At 34.1% G+C, this 23326-nt stretch carries 21 protein-coding genes; 18 read left to right on the forward strand and 3 right to left on the reverse strand.

Features of this window, described 5'->3' with window-relative positions:
* The 11 genes from B1B04_RS16740 to B1B04_RS16790 form a co-directional block, all read left to right on the forward strand.
* On the forward strand, positions 1 to 583 hold a 583-nt coding region (locus B1B04_RS16740), incomplete at its 5' end, for an ABC transporter ATP-binding protein (protein ID WP_139376982.1).
* A 53-nt stretch (positions 584 to 636) separates the two neighbouring features.
* Positions 637 to 963, forward strand: a complete 327-nt coding sequence (locus B1B04_RS16745) for a hypothetical protein (protein WP_079562553.1) — start codon at positions 637 to 639, stop codon at positions 961 to 963.
* Positions 964 to 1862: 899 nt separating this feature from the next.
* Positions 1863 to 2324 carry a GNAT family N-acetyltransferase gene (locus B1B04_RS16750; RefSeq protein ID WP_079562636.1) on the forward strand — a complete coding sequence of 154 codons (462 nt, stop codon included), beginning with the start codon at positions 1863 to 1865 and terminating at the stop codon, positions 2322 to 2324.
* A gap of 232 nt (positions 2325 to 2556) precedes the next feature.
* Positions 2557 to 3480 (forward strand): serine hydrolase domain-containing protein, encoded by a 924-nt coding sequence (locus B1B04_RS16755; RefSeq protein WP_170939002.1) that lies wholly within the window; start codon positions 2557 to 2559, stop codon positions 3478 to 3480.
* Between the two features lie 131 nt (positions 3481 to 3611).
* A complete protein-coding gene (locus tag B1B04_RS16760) occupies positions 3612 to 4091 on the forward strand; it encodes a hypothetical protein (protein ID WP_079562555.1) in 480 nt (159 codons plus the stop codon).
* Between the two features lie 201 nt (positions 4092 to 4292).
* On the forward strand, positions 4293 to 4979 hold the full coding sequence (locus B1B04_RS16765; protein WP_170939003.1) for a response regulator transcription factor: 687 nt from the start codon (positions 4293 to 4295) through the stop codon (positions 4977 to 4979).
* A complete protein-coding gene (locus B1B04_RS16770) occupies positions 4972 to 6426 on the forward strand; it encodes a sensor histidine kinase (RefSeq protein ID WP_079562557.1) in 1455 nt (484 codons plus the stop codon). The genes B1B04_RS16765 and B1B04_RS16770 overlap by 8 nt, the downstream gene beginning before the upstream one ends.
* Before the next feature lie 210 nt (positions 6427 to 6636).
* Positions 6637 to 6963, forward strand: coding sequence for an ArsR/SmtB family transcription factor (locus tag B1B04_RS16775; RefSeq protein WP_079562558.1), 327 nt, complete (start codon positions 6637 to 6639; stop codon positions 6961 to 6963).
* Entirely contained in the window at positions 6960 to 7376 is a 417-nt protein-coding gene (locus B1B04_RS16780; RefSeq protein WP_079562559.1) for an SRPBCC family protein, read from the forward strand. Before B1B04_RS16775 ends, B1B04_RS16780 begins: the two co-directional genes overlap by 4 nt.
* Before the next feature lie 208 nt (positions 7377 to 7584).
* Complete coding sequence (locus B1B04_RS16785) at positions 7585 to 10755, forward strand: ATP-binding cassette domain-containing protein (RefSeq protein ID WP_079562560.1); 3171 nt, start codon at positions 7585 to 7587, stop codon at positions 10753 to 10755.
* A gap of 128 nt (positions 10756 to 10883) precedes the next feature.
* The gene (locus B1B04_RS16790) at positions 10884 to 11570 is read left to right on the forward strand and encodes a Dph6-related ATP pyrophosphatase (RefSeq protein WP_079562561.1); all 687 of its coding nucleotides are present in this window, start codon (positions 10884 to 10886) and stop codon (positions 11568 to 11570) included.
* 215 nt (positions 11571 to 11785) lie between these two features.
* Here the strand turns inward: B1B04_RS16790 and B1B04_RS16795 are convergent, their stop codons facing one another.
* Positions 11786 to 12457, reverse strand: a complete 672-nt coding sequence (locus tag B1B04_RS16795) for an NAD(P)H-dependent oxidoreductase (protein WP_079562562.1) — start codon at positions 12455 to 12457, stop codon at positions 11786 to 11788.
* Between the two features lie 154 nt (positions 12458 to 12611).
* Between B1B04_RS16795 and B1B04_RS16800 the strand changes: the two genes are divergently transcribed.
* The gene (locus tag B1B04_RS16800) at positions 12612 to 13481 is read left to right on the forward strand and encodes a LysR family transcriptional regulator (protein ID WP_079562563.1); all 870 of its coding nucleotides are present in this window, start codon (positions 12612 to 12614) and stop codon (positions 13479 to 13481) included.
* Between the two features lie 197 nt (positions 13482 to 13678).
* Here the strand turns inward: B1B04_RS16800 and B1B04_RS16805 are convergent, their stop codons facing one another.
* Entirely contained in the window at positions 13679 to 13789 is a 111-nt protein-coding gene (locus B1B04_RS16805; RefSeq protein WP_079562564.1) for a YjcZ family sporulation protein, read from the reverse strand.
* A 391-nt stretch (positions 13790 to 14180) separates the two neighbouring features.
* On the opposite strand from B1B04_RS16805, the gene B1B04_RS16810 reads away from it, so the two are divergent.
* Positions 14181 to 15383 carry an MFS transporter gene (locus B1B04_RS16810; RefSeq protein WP_079562565.1) on the forward strand — a complete coding sequence of 401 codons (1203 nt, stop codon included), beginning with the start codon at positions 14181 to 14183 and terminating at the stop codon, positions 15381 to 15383.
* Positions 15384 to 15587: 204 nt separating this feature from the next.
* Here the strand turns inward: B1B04_RS16810 and B1B04_RS16815 are convergent, their stop codons facing one another.
* Complete coding sequence (locus tag B1B04_RS16815; protein ID WP_079562566.1) at positions 15588 to 16493, reverse strand: C40 family peptidase; 906 nt, start codon at positions 16491 to 16493, stop codon at positions 15588 to 15590.
* Positions 16494 to 17001: 508 nt separating this feature from the next.
* Here B1B04_RS16815 and B1B04_RS16820 point away from each other — a divergent pair.
* The 5 genes from B1B04_RS16820 to B1B04_RS16840 all read left to right on the forward strand — a co-directional run bounded on the left by B1B04_RS16820 (position 17002) and on the right by B1B04_RS16840 (position 23222).
* Positions 17002 to 17718 (forward strand): cytochrome c biogenesis CcdA family protein, encoded by a 717-nt coding sequence (locus B1B04_RS16820; protein ID WP_079562567.1) that lies wholly within the window; start codon positions 17002 to 17004, stop codon positions 17716 to 17718.
* Positions 17719 to 17757: 39 nt separating this feature from the next.
* Complete coding sequence (locus B1B04_RS16825) at positions 17758 to 19119, forward strand: sensor histidine kinase (protein WP_079562568.1); 1362 nt, start codon at positions 17758 to 17760, stop codon at positions 19117 to 19119.
* A gap of 18 nt (positions 19120 to 19137) precedes the next feature.
* Positions 19138 to 19809: a response regulator transcription factor gene (locus B1B04_RS16830; RefSeq protein WP_079562569.1), complete on the forward strand. Its 672-nt coding sequence runs from the start codon at positions 19138 to 19140 to the stop codon at positions 19807 to 19809.
* Between the two features lie 185 nt (positions 19810 to 19994).
* Entirely contained in the window at positions 19995 to 21518 is a 1524-nt protein-coding gene (locus B1B04_RS16835) for a multicopper oxidase family protein (protein WP_079562570.1), read from the forward strand.
* 237 nt (positions 21519 to 21755) lie between these two features.
* Positions 21756 to 23222: a thiol-activated cytolysin family protein gene (locus B1B04_RS16840; RefSeq protein WP_240518324.1), complete on the forward strand. Its 1467-nt coding sequence runs from the start codon at positions 21756 to 21758 to the stop codon at positions 23220 to 23222.
* Positions 23223 to 23326: the final 104 nt, after the last annotated feature.

The following is a 23326-nucleotide window of genomic DNA, read 5'->3' on the forward strand; positions in this document are numbered from 1 at the left end:
TTTCTATAGCATTTTAGGTCCATCCGGTTCAGGAAAAACAACCGCACTTAGTTTAGCAAGTGGATTAGATAACCCAAAAGAAGGACATGTACTTTACAAAGGAAAAGATATACGGAAAATTGGTTTAGATAAATATAGAAATAAATATGTTTCAATCATCTTCCAATCATATAATCTAATTACGTATATGACGGCTCTGCAAAATGTCGTCACGGCAATGGAAATTACAGGAGTTAACATAAGTGATAAAAAGAGAAGAGCGCTTGAGTTATTAGAAATGGTTGGCTTGTCGGAAATCGAAGCTAAAAGAAAGGTTTTACAGCTTAGTGGCGGTCAACAACAGCGTGTAGCCATTGCCCGTGCATTGTCTTGTGAAGTAGATTTATTAATTGCGGATGAACCGACCGGTAATCTAGACGAGAATACTTCGGATGAAATTGTCAATTTGTTTAAAGAACTAGCTCATAAAGAAAATAAATGTATTATCGTTGTCACTCATTCCCAGGAAGTCGCTAAACAATCTGATAAGGTAGTGTATCTTGAAAAACGAAATTTGGTTTGTAAGAATCTGAAAAAGAACTAATTTGCAAAAATGTAGTTGGAATAGAAGTCAAACATAAAATTGGAGTGGAAATAATGTGGACGAAAATAGCAGCATCCATTGGTTTAGTATCTATCGGAATAGCAATTGGTTTATTTGCGAATTTGATGAATTTAGGTGGAAACCTGGATCAAAGTGAAAACAATATGGACCAAGATCATAACACATATTCAGAAGAAGTTACACCTGATCAGCGTCAGTTGGAATCTCCAAATCCAAGAGGAGAAATGACACCAGAACAGTGGGAGGAGTTCACAACAAAACCAGGTGAACAAACACCAGAACAGTGGGATCCATATTCATCTAATCCAGAAGAAGACATGATGCAAGGTTCTACATCGGGTTCTACATCTCCATATTGAGTTTCTTTAATGTATGTAAATACAATTCTGAAAGATACTGAAGCCAATCAGATATATCTTCAGGCAGCAATAAACTAATAGTTATGAAAAAGATATATTCCCCTTAGGATAAACAAGCATGTTTATTCTAAGGGGAACTTTGTGTCTTAAAAAATTCTCAAAAAAATTCAGTGAGGATTTTTTCTATTGATGAAGTTATTACATGTAAGAAAGATTTGTAGGAAGCTCAAAATTAATGGTAGGCAAGTGAAAAGAATAAAGGGGCGTGTTAAAACTTAAACGGCAAAATAAGAATCCATCTTATTTCAAGATGGATTCTTATTATTGCTCATATTGAAAAATAATAGATTTTAATAAATGTCATCTTAACAAGTGACTTCATACACTTAAAGAAGATTTCCTCTGCGCCCAATGCTTTTAGGGATACGTATGTCAAACACGAACACATTAACAACATAAATACGACCAAAAATAACCATGGACGTAGATTGATTTTATACATAATAACTGCTCCTTAACTTAATAAGTTGAAAGATAACTGCTATATAGTCAGATAAATATTGATTCTGAACACTCTATAAATGACGTTAAAATCAATTTTCTTTCTAACAATTAATGTACATGACCAATCTGGATTCTGTATGAAGATATTGAGGAGTTTATATAGAGAAGTTGAACCCATAAGCTTTTATTCAAGTGTAGTTTAGAAATAAAGTCGATACGTTTATAAAAAAGGTTCGATGAGAAAGGTTATTGTGGATTTTGAATAGTAATCTAAAATAGTATTTTTTAGTGAAAACTAAAAGAATATGTGAATTTGAAAATCGATTAAGGAAATGAAGAGTGACAATAAGCTGTTTCACTAAAGGCCAGATTATTGAAGATCAACATTGCTGAAAATGAGAATACTTGAGATGATGACTCAGGAACAAGCTGAGGATATTGCACATAATTGGCACTATGATGGAGAATATTCTTTTTATAATATAGAAGCTGATGAAGAAGATTTAGCTGAATTTTCAGACCCAGAAACAAGAGGTAGCTCAATGTTTGCAGTTTTGAAAGAAGATGAAATTATTGGTTTCTTCAGTGTTAACAAAGTAGCTGCTAATATTTATGATATAGGTTTAGGAATGAGGCCAGATTTGATTGGCGATGGTAGAGGGTTAGAATTTCTAAATGCAGGTATTGATTTTGTCCAATCAAGATTTACACCAGATAAAATTACATTATCAGTGGCAACTTTTAATCGAAGAGCGATAAAAGTATATAGAAAAGTTGGGTTTAAAGATATTGATACATTTATGCAAGATACAAATGGTAGCACATATGAATTTCTAAGAATGGCTTATGAATGCTAATTTATAGGTTCCTTTGTTAAAATAAATGGCGCGTTTCTTGAAGATCATTGAGTTGCATATGCAGCTCTTTTTTTCTTTATTGAACTAACGGTGCAGCTTAGTTCAACAATGGGGCCATTTAATTGAATAACACCTTTGGTGAAATTAATGAATTTATGTTAAAATTTAGGTTAAATTATAAACTAATGTACATAAACTAATGACGCAATTTAGTGGAGGAGGGATTATATGTATGAGTGAAATATCTTTTAATGAGTTAGAGAAGAAAGTGAAGAAGATTAAAATTGAAGGTTTTGTCATTTATAAAGGAAATACACGGATCTTTGAATATTTAAAGAATAAAAAAGTCGTAAAAAATCCGACAAAGGTTTATTCCATTACAAAGAGTATTGTGTCTATATTAATTGGAATTATGGTCGATAAAGGGCTAATAAAAAACATTCATGAACCTATTTATAACTACTTTCCGGAAATATTAGAGTTCAATGACCCCATGAAGGAGGAAATCACATTATTTCATTTGCTGACTATGACTTCGGGGTTACAAGTAGGAAAATTCCAAAGTTCAAAAAACTGGGTTAAATTCATACTAGAACAACCAGTTATACATAGACCAGGTTCGACTTTTGAATATAATAGTGGGAACTCTCATTTACTAAGCGCGATCATCCAAAAAGTTTCAGGAGGTACTACCGCCTCATTTGCTGAAGAATTTCTATTCCATCCATTAGGGATAAAAAAATACATATGGGTAAAGGACCCGCAAGGAATTCACGAGGGTGGCTTTAGTATTTCATTAAATTTAGAGGACATGGTGAAATTTGGATTTTTATTACTTAACGAAGGGCAATTTAAATCAAATCAAGTGGTTTCATCTACCTGGATCCACGAGGCAAAAAAACCATATAAACAATTTGACGCAGAAGAAGACAGAACAGCTGGATATGGTTATGGTTATCAGCTATGGACTTGTGAAATGACTAATAGTAACACCAAAATTGAATATTACTATGCGAATGGCTTATACGGACAATATATATTTATTGTTCCGAATTTAAATATTATGGCTGTGGCAAAAAGCTATCTACAAGATGATCAGTCCTCTGCGCCGCAACTCTTTTTTGAAGAACTTTTACGTAGTTGGAAGGATGAATGAGACATTTAAACAAATAAAAAGGGATTTTTCTCATCTTCCGAGATCATAAAAGTATCTTGTGAAAAGGGGTAATCACTATCTTAATGTTCAACATTCGGGCTATTTAATGGAATAACTTATAGGAGGTAAATATGAATAAAGAAGCGTTTCTAAAAGAATTAGATGAAATAATACAAGATGAGTTATTTATCGGCAATTCTGTTGATGACTTAGACGATGAAACATCACTAGATAATTGGTCTATTTCTATGGGGCAAGAATTGGTGAGCAAATTTACTACTGAAGATTTGATAACATTCTTTCATCAAGTTCAAAACAATAGAAAAGAACAGATAGTTAACACCAGTGACCATAATATGATTTTTTATGTTTGGTTTGATTGGCAATCTGCAAGACTTCACTTCAATCTCATATCAGATTTACACACAAAATTACCTTTTGGTTGTAACCATAAGGTAATCGAAAACATAGAGCCAATCCTAAACGACTTTTTACAATTTCCCTATCACGATGGATTTCCAATAGGAGAGAAAGAAGAGAAAGAGGTTATTGAAAATGAATTTGATATTGAACCACTTAAGGTCTATTCGATAATAATTACTAATGATTAAGAAGCTCTATCTTTAATTTGAGAGCTTTTTTAATTTTAGTTAAAAATAACATTAAACATTAACAGAGCTTAGAGAAAAGATAAATAATAGCGTCGGCAGCAATTATTGATTCCGAATATTTGTTGTATGGATGAGAGGATCGTAGAGGTTACTAAGCGAAAATGAAGTATCTTCACATAAACTACAGATTGAAAGGTTATAATGGGCTTCGAGGGGGATATATCGATGAACTATCAAATTCTTGTAGTAGAAGACGATTTAGAAATTCAAGAATTAATTAAACAGTTTTTGATGACACAAAATTATACAATAGAGGTTGCTTCAGATGGGCTAGAGGGAATGAAACGATTTAATACACAACCCTTTGATTTAATTCTTCTGGATGTCATGATGCCAAACCTTAATGGATTTGAAGTTGCCAAAATGATCCGTAGTCAGTCAAACATACCCATTATTATGTTGACGGCTTTAGAAGAAGAACAAGATCAAATGAAAGGCTTTGATATAGGGATTGATGATTATATAACAAAACCCTTTTCATTTCATGTGTTAATAAGACGAGTACAAGCGGTTCTAAGAAGAAGTTGTAATCAAAATAGCGATAATCATTTAAATTTTAATGAACTGAATGTCGATTGTGACGGATATAAGGCTTATGTAAATAAAGTTGAAATACCGTTAACAACTAAAGAGTTCGAAATTTTACAACTACTACTTCATAATGAAAAAAAGGTACTTACTCGAGAAATTATTGTAGAAAAAATTTGGGGCTATGAATATGCAGGAGAAACAAGGATGATCGATACACATATAAAAAATTTAAGAAAAAAATTAAATATACCTTATATAAAAACAGTAAAGGGTATTGGATACAAAATCGATGAATAGGATTGTAAACATCATGAAGATGAAACGAATAACGTATAAGCTCTTTATGATCACCTCGCTCATATTATTATCTTTTGCAGTCTTGATTTATTTAACGTTATACTTCTTCCTTCCAACATTTTATGAACAATATAAAACGAATCAACTCCAATCTGGAATTGAGGAAATAATTGATGAATCTAAAAATTTAACAATCCAAAATGCGATTCCACTTTTGGATGAGTATACAAAAGAAAACAATGCCATCATTTACTTACAAACTAAAGAAGGAACTATTATATATTCGCCTTCATTTTTTATTCAGGGGGATACCCAACGACCAATACTTTCTGCAAAAACAGCGCCCTTACAAAATTCAGAAAACCTTAATAATGCATTTAATATTACTTTGCCCATTCAATTCCTAAATGAAGATAATTTAATGGTTACTGTATTTGCGACGTTCCAACCTATTGATGAAGCGACACAGGTCTTAGTCCGTTTTCTCCCATATATAAGTATCATTGTAATATGTATCGGGTTAGGAAGTGCCTTTTTATATTCAAGGTTCATTACAAAACCGCTCATCTACATGAATGAAGGTGCGCAAAAGATGGCCAACTTGGACTTTTCCGAAAACATCGTAGTTCGTTCAAATGATGAATTAGAGGAACTATCCAATAGCTTGAATGAGATGTCGAATAACTTGCAAAGAACTATGCTCGATTTACAAAAAGCAAATGAGCAATTAAAAGATGATATTGAAAGAGAGCGAAAGATCGAAACAAAACGCAGAGAATTTTTCGCAACAGTTGCACATGAATTAAAAACTCCGCTCACTGTTATGAAGGGATATTTAGAAGGGATGATTTATCATATCGGCCCTTATCAAAATCGTGACCTCTACTTAGAAAAAAACCACAAAATTATCGAAGGAATGGAACAATTAGTTCGAGAGATTCTAAGCATGTCTAAACTAGAACAAGATACCTTTAAATTACAATTGGAGGAAGTCAACCTTTTAGAATTATTAGATTCAATAACGAAAGATCTCGGTTATTTTGCTTCTGAAAAAGACATTCAGATTATTAAACAAATTTCTCCTAACATGAATGTACACACAGATCGTGATTTATTAGAAAAAGCTTTCAAAAACATCATTCATAATGCGATTACGTATTCACCGCACGGAGAAACAGTAAGTATAGACGTAACCAATCTCCAAAAAGAAAATCAGATTCAAATACAAGTGATGAATACAGGTGTCACAATCAAAGAAGAGGACATACAACAATTATTTGAGCCATTTTATAGAATCGAAAAATCGAGAAATCGGAATACTGGTGGGAGCGGACTAGGTCTTTATATTGTAAAGCAAATATTTGAATCACTTTCTATTACCTATTTAATGAATAATACCGAAAATGGTGTTCAATTTTTAGCTACCATTCCTAAAGGAAGATCATAGTATATATTTGGACTTAAACAACGCCGTCTAGTTAAAAAATATCAGTCAAAAGAGTGTCAAATTGTAAAGGTATTTGACACTCTTTTTTTATTGTTGTGGAAAAGAATAAAACGAATGCCATGATGTCAATAATAATATTTGACTGGACACTAAATGGTGTCGTATAATTAAGACACCATTTAGTGTCCTATTCATAAGGGAGAGGGGATTTTGAGCGAGAAAAATCTAGAGCGTGATGTTTATGCTGCGATTGCTGACCCAACAAGACGTCAATTAATACGCTTGTTGGCTGATGCAAAAGAATTACCTCTTCACGAATTAACGGCTCATTTTCAAATGGGGCGTACAGCAGTTTCTAAGCATCTGGCTATCCTTAAAGATGCTGATCTTGTAATTGCTCGAAGGGTTGGTAGAGAAACGAGATATCGGTTGAATGCCAATCCGTTGAAGGAAATTCAAGATTGGGTATCGTATTACGAAGAATTTTGGAAAGAAAGAATGGCTAAATTAAATCTACTATTGGAGGAAAAAAAATGAAAGCAGATGTATCTTTAGATTACCAATTTACAAGTACAATCGAGAAAGTTTGGAACGCATTAACGGATTCAGACACTCTTGAAAAATGGATATGGAAAAATGATTTTAAACCAATCGTCGGGCATAAATTTCAATTCCGAGCTGAGCCAAACGAATGGTGGGATGGAATTGTCAATTGTGAAGTGCTTATAGTGGATGAACCTCATACATTATCTTACACTTGGGCGAGTGCCGGAGAAATCACTACGGTTACGTGGACGTTGACACAAGGTGAAGATGGTACTACTAACCTACATTTTGATCAATCTGGATTTAGTGAAGCAACGAAAGCTCGTCAAGGAGCAATCGAGGGAGCTAAATATGCTTGGATTAACAATGGTAATCAGCTTGAAAAAGTGTTAGCAGAACTATAATCCATATGAATCGCTTTTATAAATATACCATTCTTCAACAATTCGACACTTTTCCGAACACGGGAAGCGTCATTTTTAACTTCTTTCAGAAGAAGTTGACACACATTTATGCCGAGGCTTAATTGATTGGCATGTCGATTCAAAAACACAGCAAATACTTCTGAAGTTGTGCTAACATGACAATACTAGATTGAATGGAGAGTATCCGATGAAAATAAATCAATTAATCGCTAACAATATTAACCGATTAAATGTCGACTTGCCGGAAGATCAATCATTAGGAATTGCTGGATTGTCCGGATCTGGTAAAACTACATTTTGCCAAGCAATTGGTGAAGAATCAAAAAAGCGTCTCGTTTCTTTATTACCAAAGGCTGAATATCAGTATTTATTCCCGTATATAATGGAAACGAATTTTAGTGCCATTAAGATGGAAGAAATGCCTTTAGTCCTTTTTCTCGGGAAATCATCCATTTCTGCCAATCCACGTTCGACGGTTGGTACTCATACCGGCGTTTTTAAAGAGATTCGTGAAAAGCTGGCAAATAAATTTGATCTTTCGCCAGAAGTTTTTTCCTTTAATAATGCATTAGGCTGGTGTCCTGCTTGTAAAGGGCGTGGTACGACTAAAAATGTCGAATGTAAAAAGTGTGAGGGTAAGCGCTATAATCCAGAGGTTGAGCAATATAAGTTTGAATTATGGGATCAACCACATAGTATTTCCGATATTAACAACTTGAGTATTGAAGCGATTTATTCCCTTTCAGAGGAATTAGCGATTAGCGAAGAAAGACAACGTATTCTCACAAATATTATCCAAATGAATATTGGTTACTTAACGTTAAATCGAATTATGGGGACTCTGTCAGGTGGGGAATTAACACGACTGTACTTGGCAGAATTTATGGCAGCTAGTGAAAATACGGTCATTATTATAGATGAAATTTCTGTTGGTCTTGATCATCAAACGCTGTTGAAAATTTTAGAGCAGATTAAACAATTGGGCTATAAAAACCAAATTTGGCTTATTGATCATTCTGATACAGTGCTAGATACAGCGGATGAGCAACTGTTCTTTGGACCTGGCAGTGGGAAATATGGCGGTAAAATTGTCGAAGTATCACCACGTCCAGAACCAGTCTTTTGGGAACGAAATCAGGTAATGCCTACAGACTATTATCAATTTCATGATCTTTACTGCCGTAATATTGAAATGGCTGACATTCAGATTCCTAAAAATAGACTCGTAACCGTTACTGGTGAGTCCGGTTGTGGGAAATCGACCCTTGTCAATGAGTGTATCGCTAAGGATTTCCAAAAACGATATCCGAAAGATAAATTGGTTATGGTAGGACAAGACCGCAACCAATCGATTACTAGCCGATCAACAGTTGCTACGTTTCTTGATATTAAAAAGAAAATGACGAAATACAGTGACGAAATTGATGATATTTTCCAACGTTCCATTGAGGACATTATCGATGAGCTTCCAAATGAAGACATCGCTCATAAACGCTTAAGTTTATTAATTAAGCTGGGACTTGGTTATTTGACGTTAGAAAGAAAAACACAATCCTTATCAACAGGTGAATTTCAATGCGTTCATTTAGTGTCTGAGCTGTTTTCGAATGCAAGAAACCCCCATACTTTATTTATTTTTGATGAGCCTTCCAAAGGTTTATCACAAAATATTTTAAACCAATTCATTGATAGTGTTAGGGATATTTTGCAAGATGAATCTGTCTCTATCATGATGATTGAACATAATGCCTATATGATGGAAAGCTCCGATTTCATCGTCGATTTTGGTAAAAGACAGCCGGAACCTGTTCGACATCTTGATGTTGTCAGTCATGATGATTATTTTAGTCAACATAACAAACCAAATAGTGTAGTTCCATTGCATATATCTTCAACTCTAAACTCTAAAAATGGTATTCATTACTTAGAAGAGAATCATATTAGCTATTTTAAAAATGCCGAAAACATTTACAAAGGTGGTATTTTAAAAAGCTTATCATCGATGGCCCGATTAATTTATGGTGAATACGAATCTGCAACTATTGCTCCTGTCGTCGCCAGTGATCTAGAAAGACACTTGTATAGTCAGTATAGTTTTTTATATGAAATAGGTGGTCTCATCAACCATATTGTGGCGTCACATCCGAAGAATAAAGATACAAGAAGCTTCGATTTCTTTAGTCAGGAAAATCATTGCCCAAGCTGTTCTGGCCGCCTGCAAATTGAAAAATTTGATTTTGATTTGGTCATTCAAGACAAAACAGTGCCATTTTGGGATGGCTTATTACATCCAGACGTGATGGAAGTATTAAACTATTATCAATATCCGAAATTGGAATTCCTGTTTGATGAGATTAAAAATGAACTGGGTCAAGATATTAGTAAAAGCTACAATGACATGACAGCAGAAGAAAGACATACATTCCTTTATGGTTATTGGGAAAAATCATTTTATGATAAAGCAACGAAGTCTTCGAAAAAATGGGAAGGGTTTAATTTGATCCTTGGACGTTATATGGTGATTTCGAAATCGATTATTAAAGAGCAAATGAAAGCATCGAAAGAGATGATTGCCTGTCCGATCTGTCAAGGAGCGGTGTTAAACCATAAGAAACCACTAACATTTGAGGACACTGATATTCGTGAGCTTATTCATCAACCGATTGATCAGGTTATAAAAACGATTGGCAATTTACCAGAGCTTGAAAAGCTAAAATCAATTGTCGGCGGTGATATGACACTTACAGAAGATGTCTCCTTACTTCCTAGAGAAACACAAGTGTCGTTGAAAATGCTGGAATTAGAACTCGCAAGCTTTGCTGGATATGAAATAGTCCTCCAAAATGTTTTACCATTCTGGGACAAAATAAAAGATAATATCGAAGCCATTAGCAGCAATAATCAAGTTACAATTTGTGATTTCGCCCATATTGACGAAACGAGAGAAGCCATTATTGATCAGTATTTCACGAATGGAAAATACAAAAAATTAACGTATGTTTATGAAGCATTTGGCTATAAAAAAATTGTTACACAAATTAATAAAATTAAAGCAAATCATAAATGTCCATTCTGTAGTGGGAAGAAAGTCATTTCAGAAGATAATCTCCATGATGGTGTTTATAAATTATCGGTACCATGTGTTCGTTGCTATGAAAGTGGCATCAATGATGAAGGACGTAAGGAAATTGTCGATGGCGTAGACGTGCAAACATGGCTAACCGGCAAAGTAAGCAATGTTGTGGCTGAAAACTTACGAACGGAGGCTGTTGCTAATATCCCTATTTTCAATCGTATTCGAGAGTTAAATAAACGAGAGATGATGGCGGTTTACCAATGCCTTGAGCAAAATAACTAAAGTAAGCCATATATTTTAAGAAAGTCACTTCAAAAACTCATTTGCAATAATAAATGCAAATGAGTTTTTATGTTATCCTGAGAAAGAGCTTGTAAAAAAGTTAGTAGAATAAAAGGGGAAAGATAGGAATGACAGAATTGATGGTCTGGAAAAATAATGCTCAAGGGCATCGTTTTATAGCTTCATTTAGCGGAGGAAAGGATAGTGTCTTAGCTTTATATAAAGCTATGCAGGTTGGAGAAGCGGTTGGACTAATCGTTATGATGGAGGAAGAAGGGAATCGTTCCAGATCTCATGGAATGCCTCCTGAACTCATACGTGCTCAAGCTAATTCTCTAGGTTTACCGGTATATACGGCAGCAGCAAGCTGGACAGATTATGAAAAAGTATTTATGAACCTTTTAGAAAAAGCTAAAAATGAAGGTGCAGAAGTTTTAGTAACAGGTGACTTAGATATGCCTGAACATGGCTGCTGGCATGACAAAGTTACAAAGAATGCTGGTTTAAAGTTAGGCATGCCTTTATGGGAAATGGATCATCGTGAAGCCGTCGATGAATTTTTAAACCTAGGATTCGTTACAATCATAGTCACTGTTAATTTATCATTAGGCATGCGAGAGGACGATTTAGGGCGAACATTAACCCACGAGTACGTGAAGGAGCTTGAAGCCCGCGGTATTGACCCTTGCGGGGAAGGTGGAGAATTCCATACTACAGTATTAGACGGACCAATTTTCAAACAGCCTATTCCAGTTCGTAAATGTGATGTTCTTAGAAGCGGAGAATATGCTTTTCTGCCTTTGGAATTAGATTAGATTGTAGTAATGGTAGATTCGATATAGCAGTATTAAAACTGAATAAAAAATATAAGAGCCTTACTACATTTTATTGTAGAAAGGCTCTTTCATGTTGTTTATTCCACACAATAAGTTAATTGAATAACGATTTAATAAATCATCTAAATACTTATCTATATTGTATTTTTAACTCTTATATTTTTAAACAAGTATTACAATAAACTAATAGATAATTAGTTAATCCATTGAACAACTTCTTCTCGACTTCGTCTTGATTTTTCACGGGCTGGTTCTTCAGATCGGTATCCGAACGCTGCCATAACCGATACACCAAATTTTTCACTATCTAATAATCCTTCATGTTCAAGCACTTCTGTTACTTTATCCATATTGAAACCTTCCATTGGACAAGAATCAATTCCGATTAATGCTGCGGCAGTTAACATATTGCCAAGTGCAATATATGTTTGTTTGCTAGCCCAGTCAAATAATGCTCTTTCACTTTCATACAACTTAAAATCAAATTCTTGGAAGTTTGCATACGCCTTCGTCATATTCTCTACGACAGTTTCAGGTAGCTTTTTAACATTCTTAAATAGATTTTGTACATAATCAGAATCAGCTTTTGCATCTTTTCGAGCAAGAAAAATTACTAAATGACTAGCGGTAGGAAGCTGACCTTGTCCTCCAAAACTAACTTCTTTTAATTTTTCTCTAATCTCCATATTTTGAATAACTAAAAATTTATACGGCTCAAATCCTAAAGAACTTGGTGATAGTCTACCTGTTTCTAAAATAAATTCGAAATCATCTTCTGAGATTTTTTTAGTTGGATCAAAAGCCTTCGTTGCATGTCGAAACATATATGCATTAATAATCTCTTGTTTTTTAATTGAATTGTTCATACTTATTTACCGCCTTCTCCAAATTTTTGTACACCCTAACCAACTTTTATAATTGGTTACTGGATAAATTGTAATTGATGATGTTAGTTTAGTAAAATAGATATAAATGAATGAAACGTTCAATAAAAGTGAACGTAAAAAGGAGAAGAATTACATGGAGCTTCGTCATCTTATGACTTTTAAAATGATAGTAGAGAAAGGTGGTTTTAAAAAAGCAGCCGATCAACTTGGATATGCGCAATCCTCTGTGACAAATCATATTAAAGAATTGGAAGAGGAACTAAACCAGCCTTTATTTGATCGCTTAGGGAAAAAGGTGATCCTTACTAATTTCGGAAAAGAGTTTTACCCTTATGCCATAAAAATTATGGATCTCTATACGGAAATTAAAGAAAAGGCAAACCGATTTGGTGAGCCAACAGGAAGTTTGACTATTGGGGCTTCAGAAGCCTTAACAAGCTACCGATTACCTCAAATTTTATTGGATTATAAAGAAAGATACCCCGAGGTGAACTTATCGATCACTTCTATTAACTATCGAAATATTCCTTTAGAACTTCAACAAGGAAATATTGATTTGGCGTTAGTAATTAAAAAGAATGATTGGAAAGAAAAAGATTTACACAGTGAACAAATTAAACAAGAACCAATGGTACTAATTACACCTTTAAAAGATAAACAAAAAGGAAACAGTAAGACCGTTCTTTATTCAGAACAAAATTGCACGTATAAAAGTATATTTAATGAGTATCTTTCAGAGTTTCAAATTGAGATTGAGGGAAGTGTAGATTTTGCAAGTTTAGAACCTATTAAGCAATGTGTTATGAATGGGCTCGGTATTTCTATGCTTCCTTATTTCACTGTAAAAAATGAGTTAGATAATCAGTTATTAAACGGGAAGATAATCAAAGATGAACAATACGCAATTTCTACATTTGTTACGTATCATAAAGATAAATGGGTTTCTCCAGCGATGGAGAGTATGATCGATTTAATCCAGTCTTATTCTAAGTATTGGGATTGATTTGATTTATATAGCTACTGATGATACCGTCAAGTAGCTGAATATTTAGGTGTTTTTTTACTGTCTATTACTAAAAATTTTGAGTAACTAAACTTTTAAAAGGGTCACTGGCGGAAAGTGACCCTTAAGAATGGGAGGTGTATAGGATTAGTTTGTATAATCCTATACATTTTGATTATGAAAGGTGGAATTTGCTATTAGCAATAACCTATAAAACTAGTACCGACAATAATCAATAGAATGAATAGAACAACGATTAGCGCAAATCTTGAACCTGAACCGTAATCACTACCGCTATATTCAGACATAGTAATTTCCCTCCTTTCAATATTCTATAATATGTATCGTTGATAAATGTATTTGCGGTATTTATCTCTTAAAACATAAAAATAAATATCCAGAGAATAATAATAAGATGATTTAATTCTTCACCTGTGAAAATATATATTTCTTTTGCACCCTTAAACAAATTTTAAGTAGAAGTAGGTGTAGGGGAATGGCTTCATCCACTGCAATGAAACGGCTATATCGGTGGTAATCAATAAACGATTAGTGAAAGCCCCCAGTAAAAAAACGTGCCAAACATGAGTAATAGATTAGAAAAAAGATTTTTTTTACTTTATATAAACACAAGGTAGATTCATTTTCTTAATATTTTGTATAATAACACTATTCGGTTTTATTTCGAAAGGGGAAACTATGATGCAAGGTTCTTGGAGAGCATTGGTATGGATTGGATTGTCAGAATTATGTGCTTTAAGCTTATGGTATAGTGCATCGGTGATCGCGCCCGAACTAATTACTATTTGGGAACTTGGCTCTAATTCAGAAGCTTGGCTTTCTGCTTCTATTCCTATTGGATTTGTTATAGGTGCATTGTTTAGTTCCTATTTTGGGGTAGCTGACCGATTTAATCCTCGAAAGGTTTTTGCCATTTCTGCCTTTCTAGGTGCACTTTTAAATACCTTGCTAATACTAGTCGATTCTGGCTTTTTCGGTATTCTCCTTAGGATTTTAACTGGCATAACCCTCGCAGGTGTTTACCCAATAGCAGTAAAAATGTTATCACAATGGTTTCCCGAAAAACGTGGGTTTGCTATCGGCATCTTAATCGCGGCATTAACTTTAGGATCATCATTGCCGCATTTTGTTGTGATGTTCTTTTCTTCATTAAGCTGGAAACTCGTGATCATTTGTAGTTCGGTATTGGCTCTTTTATCGGCTATTATAGTTACTTTCATGTTAGAAGACGCTCCCGTAACACCCCAAAAAACACCATTCTCGTTCAAGTTAATAAAAAAAGTAATGTTGAATAAACCAGTAATGCTTGCGAACTACGGTTATTTTGGCCATATGTGGGAATTGTACGCGATGTGGACATGGCTCCCTGCTTTTTTGACAGCTAGTTTTATTATCAATTCATCTGAAACGCCTTATTGGTTTATTGCATTATCCTCATTTATGTCAATAGGAATTGCAGGAGGGGTTGGGTGTGTAGTTGGTGGACTCATCTCCGATAAAATCGGAAGAGCCAATTTAACGATTATTTCTATGGTGATTAGTGCTATATGCTCTATAGTAATAGGTTTTACTTATGGACAATCGATTTGGTTAACGCTCATCATTTCTATAATTTGGGGGATGTCTGTCATATCCGATTCCGCCCAATTTTCTGCAGCAGTCTCAGAAATAGCCGAAGTTGAATATGTAGGTACTGCCCTTACTTTTCAAATGTGTATTGGTTTCCTAGTTACTATATTTTCAATTAATCTCATCCCTATAATTCAAAGAATCATTGGTTGGGAATGGGTCTTTACTATATTGGCGATTGGACCGATTTTGGGCATACTATCGATGGTCAAATATAGACGATACGAATTCAATGGGAAACGCGAGAATTAATGGATAAGAAATTGTTATTTTCATCAACAGGAAACGGTGATTGAATCTACATATTATACATTGGTACCAAGAGAATAGTTTTTAAGTCAGTACAAATTAGTACTGGCTTTTTTAATGGAGGGAGGGCATATGAAATGGTATTGCCTCAAAGTAAAAGAACGAAAAAAGGCATCTCATCCATGGATGAAACACCTTTTCATAAAGTTATTGAGCTGCTCGTTGGATAAAGGCGTCTAATTGTACTAGTGTGACATTGTCATTTACTCCGAAAGTATTGTCACCTTTACCAACCGTAATTTTATTAGAAGCAAGAATAGATACATAACTGTAAGCCCAATGCGAACTTGGAACATCAACGAATTGTACTGCTGTTCCTTGTTGTTTTAAACGGAATGCTTCCACTAAAACTTTTGATAATTGACCACGTGTCATCGGAGAACCTGGATTGAATTTTCCGTTTTGATCACCCGTAAAAACGCCGATTTTTCTAAGTGCTTCTGCAGCACCCGCATATTTAGACGATGGTGTTATATCTGGAAAACTTGAATTAGTGTTACTAGTATCTAACTTTAACTGCTTAGCTAGTTTAAGAGCTACCTCTCCACGTGATGCATAAACGCTAAAGTCGATTTCTGCATCTTTTACTTCTCCTTCAGAGAAGTTTGCTACGCGTTTTGCCCCTACGTAACGAGATCCCCAGTAATAAGGATCATTAAGTTTGTCGATTTTTACTCCAGAACTTGTAGTAGCTGAAATAAAATTGCTGTCACCTATGTATATGCCAACATGGGAAACGCCGCTTCCCGAAGTATTAAAGAATACAAGATCTCCAGACTTTAACTGAGCTTTCGCAATCGAAGTACCTTGCTGATATTGAGAACTCGATGTACGTTGTAGTGAAATACCTAACTTAGAATAAACGATTTGTGTATATGCTGAGCAATCTACACCTGTCTTAATATCCGTTCCTCCATATTGATAAGGTACACCTATATATGATTTTGCTGTATTCGTTAAATCTTCTACTGTTGCTGCTTTCGCATCATGAACACCCATGCCTGTGAAAAACATAAACGATGCAAAAATGGGAAGTAACCATTTTTTCTTCATGTAAACTTACTCCTTTCAAAAAGCTTTCAGTTTTTAATAAAGTAAGAATAGCATGAAACAGCCATGAGTTATTTTTCAATCATATTACCGATTACCGTTAAACAGCAAAATTGAAACCTTATTTTTAAATGTGTAAAACTTCTGCAATAATCATGGGCAATTTTACTAAAAATATTTTAAATAAATGGTTATAGAGGGTTTAAAGGGTTAATTTAGCGGTTCCATCCAACATAAAAACGTTAAGTGATTCATTGCTTTTCCACATATAATCCAATCTAGTGCTTTATGGCACTGTTGTCCTTTTTAGTTTATCGCCTCGTTTAATAGCTAGATTTTTATACTTATATACGAAGACTTTCTTTACGAGCTAGTTCACAAAGGGGGAAAAAGCAACTTTCATCCCCATTGTATTTTCATAAAGACAATTGGACATTCTCCATAAATTTTTCATATTTTTTATTTATACTAAATAATTGATGTGTTTAATTAAATAAGGAAGGATTGGTGAATGGCTTTGGCAGGAGAATTGAATTTGTTTCTTTCCTTTGCAGCAGGGTTATTATCGTTTATTTCCCCTTGTTCATTACCACTTTACCCAGCATTTCTGTCGTATGTTACGGGGATGTCCTTTAATGACCTAAAGGATGACAAAGGCGTATTTCATCGGAAAGCTTTGATACATACACTTTTATTTTTATTTGGTTTCTCTATAATTTTTTTGGCATTAGGACTCTCTACATCTTTTATAGGCACTCTTTTTATTATGCATAAAGATTTGCTGAGACAAATTGGCGCTATTATTATCGTAATATTTGGTTTGATCATTTTAGGTGTTTTGAAGTTCGATTTTTTACTTTCAGATAAGAGAATACAGTTTTCGAAAAGACCTAAAGGATATTTTGGTTCTATTCTTATCGGTGTGGGCTTTTCTGCTGGATGGACTCCGTGTACTGGTCCAATTCTTGCCGGAGTGATTGCATTAGGCATATCCGATCCTAGTAGAGGAATGTTATATATGCTATTTTATGTACTTGGTTTCTCTATTCCATTTTTAATTATGTCTCTATTTATTGGGAAAATGAAAATGTTTCAAAAACGAAGTGCTCTCTTTATGAAAATAGGTGGTGTGTTAATGGTTATTATGGGAATCATGTTATATTTTGATATGATGACTAAAGTGATCGCATTTTTAACACCGTTTTTAGGAGGCTTTACAGGATTTTAGACGATATATAACGCGAGATAAGGAGGAGCATGCAATAAGGTGAATAAAATCTCTACTAAATTAGCAGCTAGTTTTTTTGTTGTCGTGCTAATTATGGAATTATTTCTTATGTTTTACCTACATCGAAATATTATTAAGTCGAAAGTTGAAGAAGAACTAGTCAGTTTATTAGCAAATGGAGAAAATCATAGAGATGTATTACTCGAGAATTATTCAGATATGACTATAAAGCATATCGTGTTAATGGAAAAGAATAAAGATCGAGAAGTCATGATCACAGATAAAAATGGGCGTATTATTGGTCGTTCCACTTTAAATAACACAATAATAGAAGAATACATGCCTTTAGTAAAAAATCTAAGTAAAAAAAAGGATCAAATACTAGTAGCAGACTGGCGAAACTCCCCATATATAGTCAGCGCGCACCCTTATAACATAAATAACAACCAATCTGGTTATGTGGTCATGTTTCAAAGTACAAGTGCTATCAAAGAAATGGTTCATAATTTGAATAAACACTTTTTCATATCTGGTATTACTAGCATTGTTGTTCTTCTTGCTATATACGCATTATTATCGAAAGTTCTAACGAGACCATTAATCCGTATGAAAGCAGCTACTGAAAAATTAAGTCATGGTGACTTTAATGTAAGTCTAGCTGATATAGGAAAAGACGAACTTGGTGAGTTAGCAAAATCGATTCAGAAGTTAGCCGATGATTTAGAAAGGTTACAAAAAGAAAGAAATGAATTTCTAGCATCAATAGCGCACGAATTAAGCACACCCTTAACATATTTAATTGGGTATTCAAAAGTAGCGATGCGAGAAAATTTGAACGAAAATGATCGAAATCACTATCTTGAAATTATTACAGAAGAGTCAAATCGAATGAAGGAACTTGTAAAAAACTTATTAGAATTAGCAAAAATGGATCAAAACACGTTTAGTGTGTCAAAGGAATATTTTTCTGCACATCTATTTTTAGATCATATATGTAAACGAGTTGCTCCTTCTTTTGACATGAATAACATAAAGTTAATTCTTGTTTGCGAAGAGGATTTTGACATATACGCAGATTCCATACGACTGGAGCAAATCATGCTAAATTTATTAGATAATGCTATGAAGTATTCAGATAAAAACACGAGAGTAATAATAGAAGCAATGAAACAAGAAGAAAGAACAGTAATAAACGTAATTGATGAAGGGATCGGTATTCCTTCAGACGAACTGGAATTGATTTTCGAAAAATTATACAGAGTGGAAAAATCACGTTCGCGAACTTTTGGGGGTTCAGGAATAGGACTTGCTGTAGTTAAAGAACTAGTCGAGGCCCATGGCGGTACAATTAAAGTGAAAAGCAATTTAGGCAAAGGCAGTACATTTACAATCACAATATAGAAGGGGATAGGAATATACATGAAAACAATTTTATTAGTTGATGATGAACTAAGAATGTTGGATTTAGTAGAGTTATTTCTATTGCCATATGGTTTTGATTGCATAAAGGAAACAAGTGGCATAAACGCAATTGAGCTCGTAAAGAAAGAAGACATAGCTCTTATCATCTTAGATGTTATGATGCCCGAAATGAATGGATGGGAAGTTTGTGAAGCAATCCGCGAATTCTCAAATGTTCCAATTATTATGCTAACGGCACGATCCGATAAAGTAGATTTAGCAAAGGGTCTAAATACAGGAGCGGATGATTATATTTCGAAGCCTTTTGACGAACGAGAGTTGGTTGCAAGAGTAAATGCGATACTACGTCGAACTTATCGTGATGAGAATAAAATTATTCGTTACAAAGATTTCACATTGGATAAAGAAACATACTCCTTACACTATCAAGATTTAACTGTTCAGCTGACATTAAAAGAATTTAATATTATAAAAACTTTAATTTCTCGACCATCTAAAACGTATACTAGAGAAGAATTATTACGTTCTGCATGGGAATATGATGCTGATATCGATACACGAACAATAGACTCTCATATTCGAAATTTAAGAGAAAAATTAGTGAATGCTGGTTTTCCAAGTGATAATTTTATTAATACCGTTTGGGGAATCGGATATAAATGGGGGTAAAGAAGCGCAATGTATCTATAAAATAATGTTATTTAGATGTCCATTAGTCAATTTTGACATGGATATCTTTTTTTATTGTCCGAAGGGCTATCATGATGTTTTTTAAGTATGATCTTGTAACTCCATAATTTCTTCATATTTATTTGCTACAGTTAGTTTGTATTGAAATGCAAGGAGGAAACATCATGAAACCTAAATTTTTGATTACTTCTCTATTAGTGAGTAGTGTGATCATTGGAGGATGTAGTGCTAGTAGTTCAAAATCAGATGAAACGATGGACCATTCTAAGATGACAAAAGAAGAAATGTCGAATATGGAGGGGATGGATCATTCCAATATGTCGGGAAAAGATATGGAAGCAATGAATGGACACGAAAGCCACACGAATCCATTAGCATTAAATCATTCGACTGGAGAAAATGAACTAGCTCTTCCACCTTTACTAGAAGCTAAAGATGGCATTTTTACCATTACTGCACAAGAAGGAACAAGTGAAATTTTCAAAGGCATTAACACCGAAACATATGGCTATAATGGCTCGTATTTAGGTCCTGTCATTAAAGTGAATGAAGGCCAAAAAGTAACGTTTAAAACAAACAATCAACTATCAGAGCCAACGACATTTCATTGGCATGGTGTAGATATACCAGGAGAAGCAGACGGAGGTCCACATCATCTATTACAACCTGGAGATACGAAAAATGTGAAGTTTACAGTAAAACAAGGAGCATCCACATTATGGTTTCATCCTCATCCTGTAGGAGCGACTGCAGAACAAGTATATAAAGGGTTAGCAGGATTAATATACGTGGAAGATGAACATTCTAAAAAGCTAGGCTTACCAAGTGAGTATGGTGTGAATGATTTCCCTTTAGTATTCCAAGATAGAAAATTTGACGATAATAAACAATTAAACTTTAAAGCTGCAATGAATGAGGATGGTACTATAGGTGATACTTTGTTAATAAATGGCACAGTTAATCCTAAGCTAACAGTTGGCAAAGAAAAGGTCCGTTTACGTTTATTAAACGGTTCAAATGCTCGTAACTATACATTTAAATTAAGTACTGGAGATTCATTTCAACAAATAGCTACTGATGGTGGTTTTGTAAATAAACCAATTTCGATGAATGAACTATCATTAACGCCAGGCGAACGTGCAGAAATTATTGTTGATTTTTCAACATACAATGAGTCAACGGATATAGCTTTAATGAATGAAGAAGATACTAAATTACTGTCATTTAATATCGTCGATAAAAAATCAGCAACCTCTAGTAATTCTCCAAAAAACTTAAATAATTATGTAGTAACCGATGAGGAAAGAAAATTGCCTGTTTCTAAAAAGCTGGAACTTTTCGGAATGGGGAAGATGGTCACTATTAATAATAAACAATTTGATATGAATCGAATCGACTTTACGCAAAAACAAGGAGAGACTGAGATATGGGAAATTTATAATAAACCAGATATGATGGGTGGCATGACACATCCATTCCATATACATGGTACTCAATTTAAAATTCTTTCCATTGATGGGAAAGAACCTCCGACAAACGAATATGGTTGGAAAGATACTGTCGCAATAGATGCTGGAGAAACAGTAAGATTAGCTGTGAAATTTAATAACAAAGGCATTTACATGTTCCACTGTCATATTCTTGAGCATGAAGAAAATGGTATGATGGGGCAAGTTAAAGTGGAATAGTACTAAATAATTAATGGAACGAAATGTCTTACGGTTTGAAGCCCTTTACAAAATGATGATTTGTAGAGGGCTTTTTCTATTGAAAATTAATAAAAATGCTAACATAAGACCAATTTACTATATTTTAACAAAATGGTTTTGTGGTATAATATCCCTAAGAAAGGAGTGGTAATTTTGGGAAATCGAAATCATTTTAACGTAATAAAATTTCTAGTCAGCTTATCTGTTATATTATGCATGATAAGTTATCCGGTTATTACCTTTGCTGAAACACTTGATACTCAACCTAGTGAAAAAAGCAATTCGAATGACATTGACACGGGTATAGCAAACTTGAACTACAATAACAACGAGGTTTTAGCAGCAAAAGGAGAGAAGATTGATAGTTTCGTTCCAAGAGAAGGTATTAACTCAAATGATAAATTTATAGTGGTGGAACGAAATAAAAAATCACTTACAACCTCACCAGTGGATATTTCAATTATCGATTCTATGGCGAATCGTACTTATCCAGGTGCATTACAACTTGCAAATCAAGCTTTTGTAGACAATCAACCTAGTTTATTAGTGGCGAAAAGAAAACCGCTAAATATTAGCATAGATTTACCTGGCATGAAAAGAGAAAATACTACGACCGTGGATAATCCTACATATGGTAATGTTTCTGGTGCAGTAGATGAGCTAGTATCTACTTGGAGTGAAAAATATTCAACAACCCATACTTTACCCGCTAGACTACAATATTCAGAGTCTATGGTTTATAGCAAATCACAAATAGCAAGTACGCTAAATGTGAACGCCAAAGTTCTTGATAATTCACTAGGAATTGACTTTAATGCCATCGCTAATGGAGAGAAAAAAGTGATGGTTGCGGCATATAAACAAATATTTTATACAGTAAGTGCAGAACTACCTAACAATCCATCAGACCTTTTTGATGACAGTGTGTCTTTTGAAGAGTTAACACGTAAAGGGGTAAGTAATGACGCTCCTCCCGTTATGGTGTCAAATGTAGCTTATGGCAGAACAATTTATGTAAAATTAGAAACAAGCTCTAAGAGCAAAGATGTACAAGCTGCATTTAAAGCCTTACTAAATAATGTGAATACGAATGTAGAAACAAGTGGACAGTATAAAGATATTTTTGAAGAAAGTTCTTTTACTGCTGTAGTATTAGGTGGAGATTCACAACAGCATAATCAAGTTGTCTCAAAAGACTTTAATGATATTAGAAAAATAATTAAAGATAATGCAGAATTTAGTCTTAAAAATCCAGCATACCCAATATCCTATACAAGTGTTTTCTTAAAGGACAATTCAATTGCTGCTGTCCATAATAATACAGATTATGTCGAGACGACATCTACAGAATACTCTAAAGGCAGCATCATCCTTGATCATTATGGAGCATATGTCGCTCAATTTGAAGTTGCATGGGATGAATTTTCATATGATGAAAATGGTAAAGAAGTGCTATCTCATAAAACTTGGAATGGAAACTGGAAAGACAAAACAGCTCATTTCTCTACTGTAATACCACTTCCACCTAATTCGAAAAATATAAGAATTTATGCGAGAGAATGTACAGGTCTCGCATGGGATTGGTGGAGAACAATTATTGATGAATACAATGTTCCATTATCTAAAGAAATAAAAGTTTCAATTGGAGGAACTACATTACACCCAACAGGTACTATTAATTAGGTACCTATCATGATTCAATCTAAACTAGGACTTGAAGCGGGTGAATTGTCAAACTAAGTATTAAAAATACGATCATCCATCCTGGATAAACAAACGGCTGAGAC

The organism is Lysinibacillus sp. KCTC 33748 (assembly GCF_002237755.1).
Lineage (GTDB): Bacteria > Bacillota > Bacilli > Bacillales_A > Planococcaceae > Lysinibacillus.

Coding starts and splice junctions, on each gene's coding strand:
- B1B04_RS16780 (WP_079562559.1), top strand. CDS start 6,960: ATGAAAGCAGATGTATCTTTAGATTACCAATTTACAAGTACAATCGAG.
- B1B04_RS16745 (WP_079562553.1), top strand. CDS start 637: ATGTGGACGAAAATAGCAGCATCCATTGGTTTAGTATCTATCGGAATA.
- B1B04_RS16820 (WP_079562567.1), top strand. CDS start 17,002: ATGGCTTTGGCAGGAGAATTGAATTTGTTTCTTTCCTTTGCAGCAGGG.
- B1B04_RS16805 (WP_079562564.1), bottom strand. CDS start 13,789: ATGTCTGAATATAGCGGTAGTGATTACGGTTCAGGTTCAAGATTTGCG.
- B1B04_RS16755 (WP_170939002.1), top strand. CDS start 2,557: ATGAGTGAAATATCTTTTAATGAGTTAGAGAAGAAAGTGAAGAAGATT.
- B1B04_RS16765 (WP_170939003.1), top strand. CDS start 4,293: ATGGGCTTCGAGGGGGATATATCGATGAACTATCAAATTCTTGTAGTA.
- B1B04_RS16830 (WP_079562569.1), top strand. CDS start 19,138: ATGAAAACAATTTTATTAGTTGATGATGAACTAAGAATGTTGGATTTA.
- B1B04_RS16835 (WP_079562570.1), top strand. CDS start 19,995: ATGAAACCTAAATTTTTGATTACTTCTCTATTAGTGAGTAGTGTGATC.
- B1B04_RS16790 (WP_079562561.1), top strand. CDS start 10,884: ATGACAGAATTGATGGTCTGGAAAAATAATGCTCAAGGGCATCGTTTT.
- B1B04_RS16750 (WP_079562636.1), top strand. CDS start 1,863: ATGAGAATACTTGAGATGATGACTCAGGAACAAGCTGAGGATATTGCA.
- B1B04_RS16760 (WP_079562555.1), top strand. CDS start 3,612: ATGAATAAAGAAGCGTTTCTAAAAGAATTAGATGAAATAATACAAGAT.
- B1B04_RS16840 (WP_240518324.1), top strand. CDS start 21,756: ATGATAAGTTATCCGGTTATTACCTTTGCTGAAACACTTGATACTCAA.
- B1B04_RS16770 (WP_079562557.1), top strand. CDS start 4,972: ATGAATAGGATTGTAAACATCATGAAGATGAAACGAATAACGTATAAG.
- B1B04_RS16795 (WP_079562562.1), bottom strand. CDS start 12,457: ATGAACAATTCAATTAAAAAACAAGAGATTATTAATGCATATATGTTT.
- B1B04_RS16810 (WP_079562565.1), top strand. CDS start 14,181: ATGATGCAAGGTTCTTGGAGAGCATTGGTATGGATTGGATTGTCAGAA.
- B1B04_RS16815 (WP_079562566.1), bottom strand. CDS start 16,493: ATGAAGAAAAAATGGTTACTTCCCATTTTTGCATCGTTTATGTTTTTC.
- B1B04_RS16785 (WP_079562560.1), top strand. CDS start 7,585: ATGAAAATAAATCAATTAATCGCTAACAATATTAACCGATTAAATGTC.
- B1B04_RS16800 (WP_079562563.1), top strand. CDS start 12,612: ATGGAGCTTCGTCATCTTATGACTTTTAAAATGATAGTAGAGAAAGGT.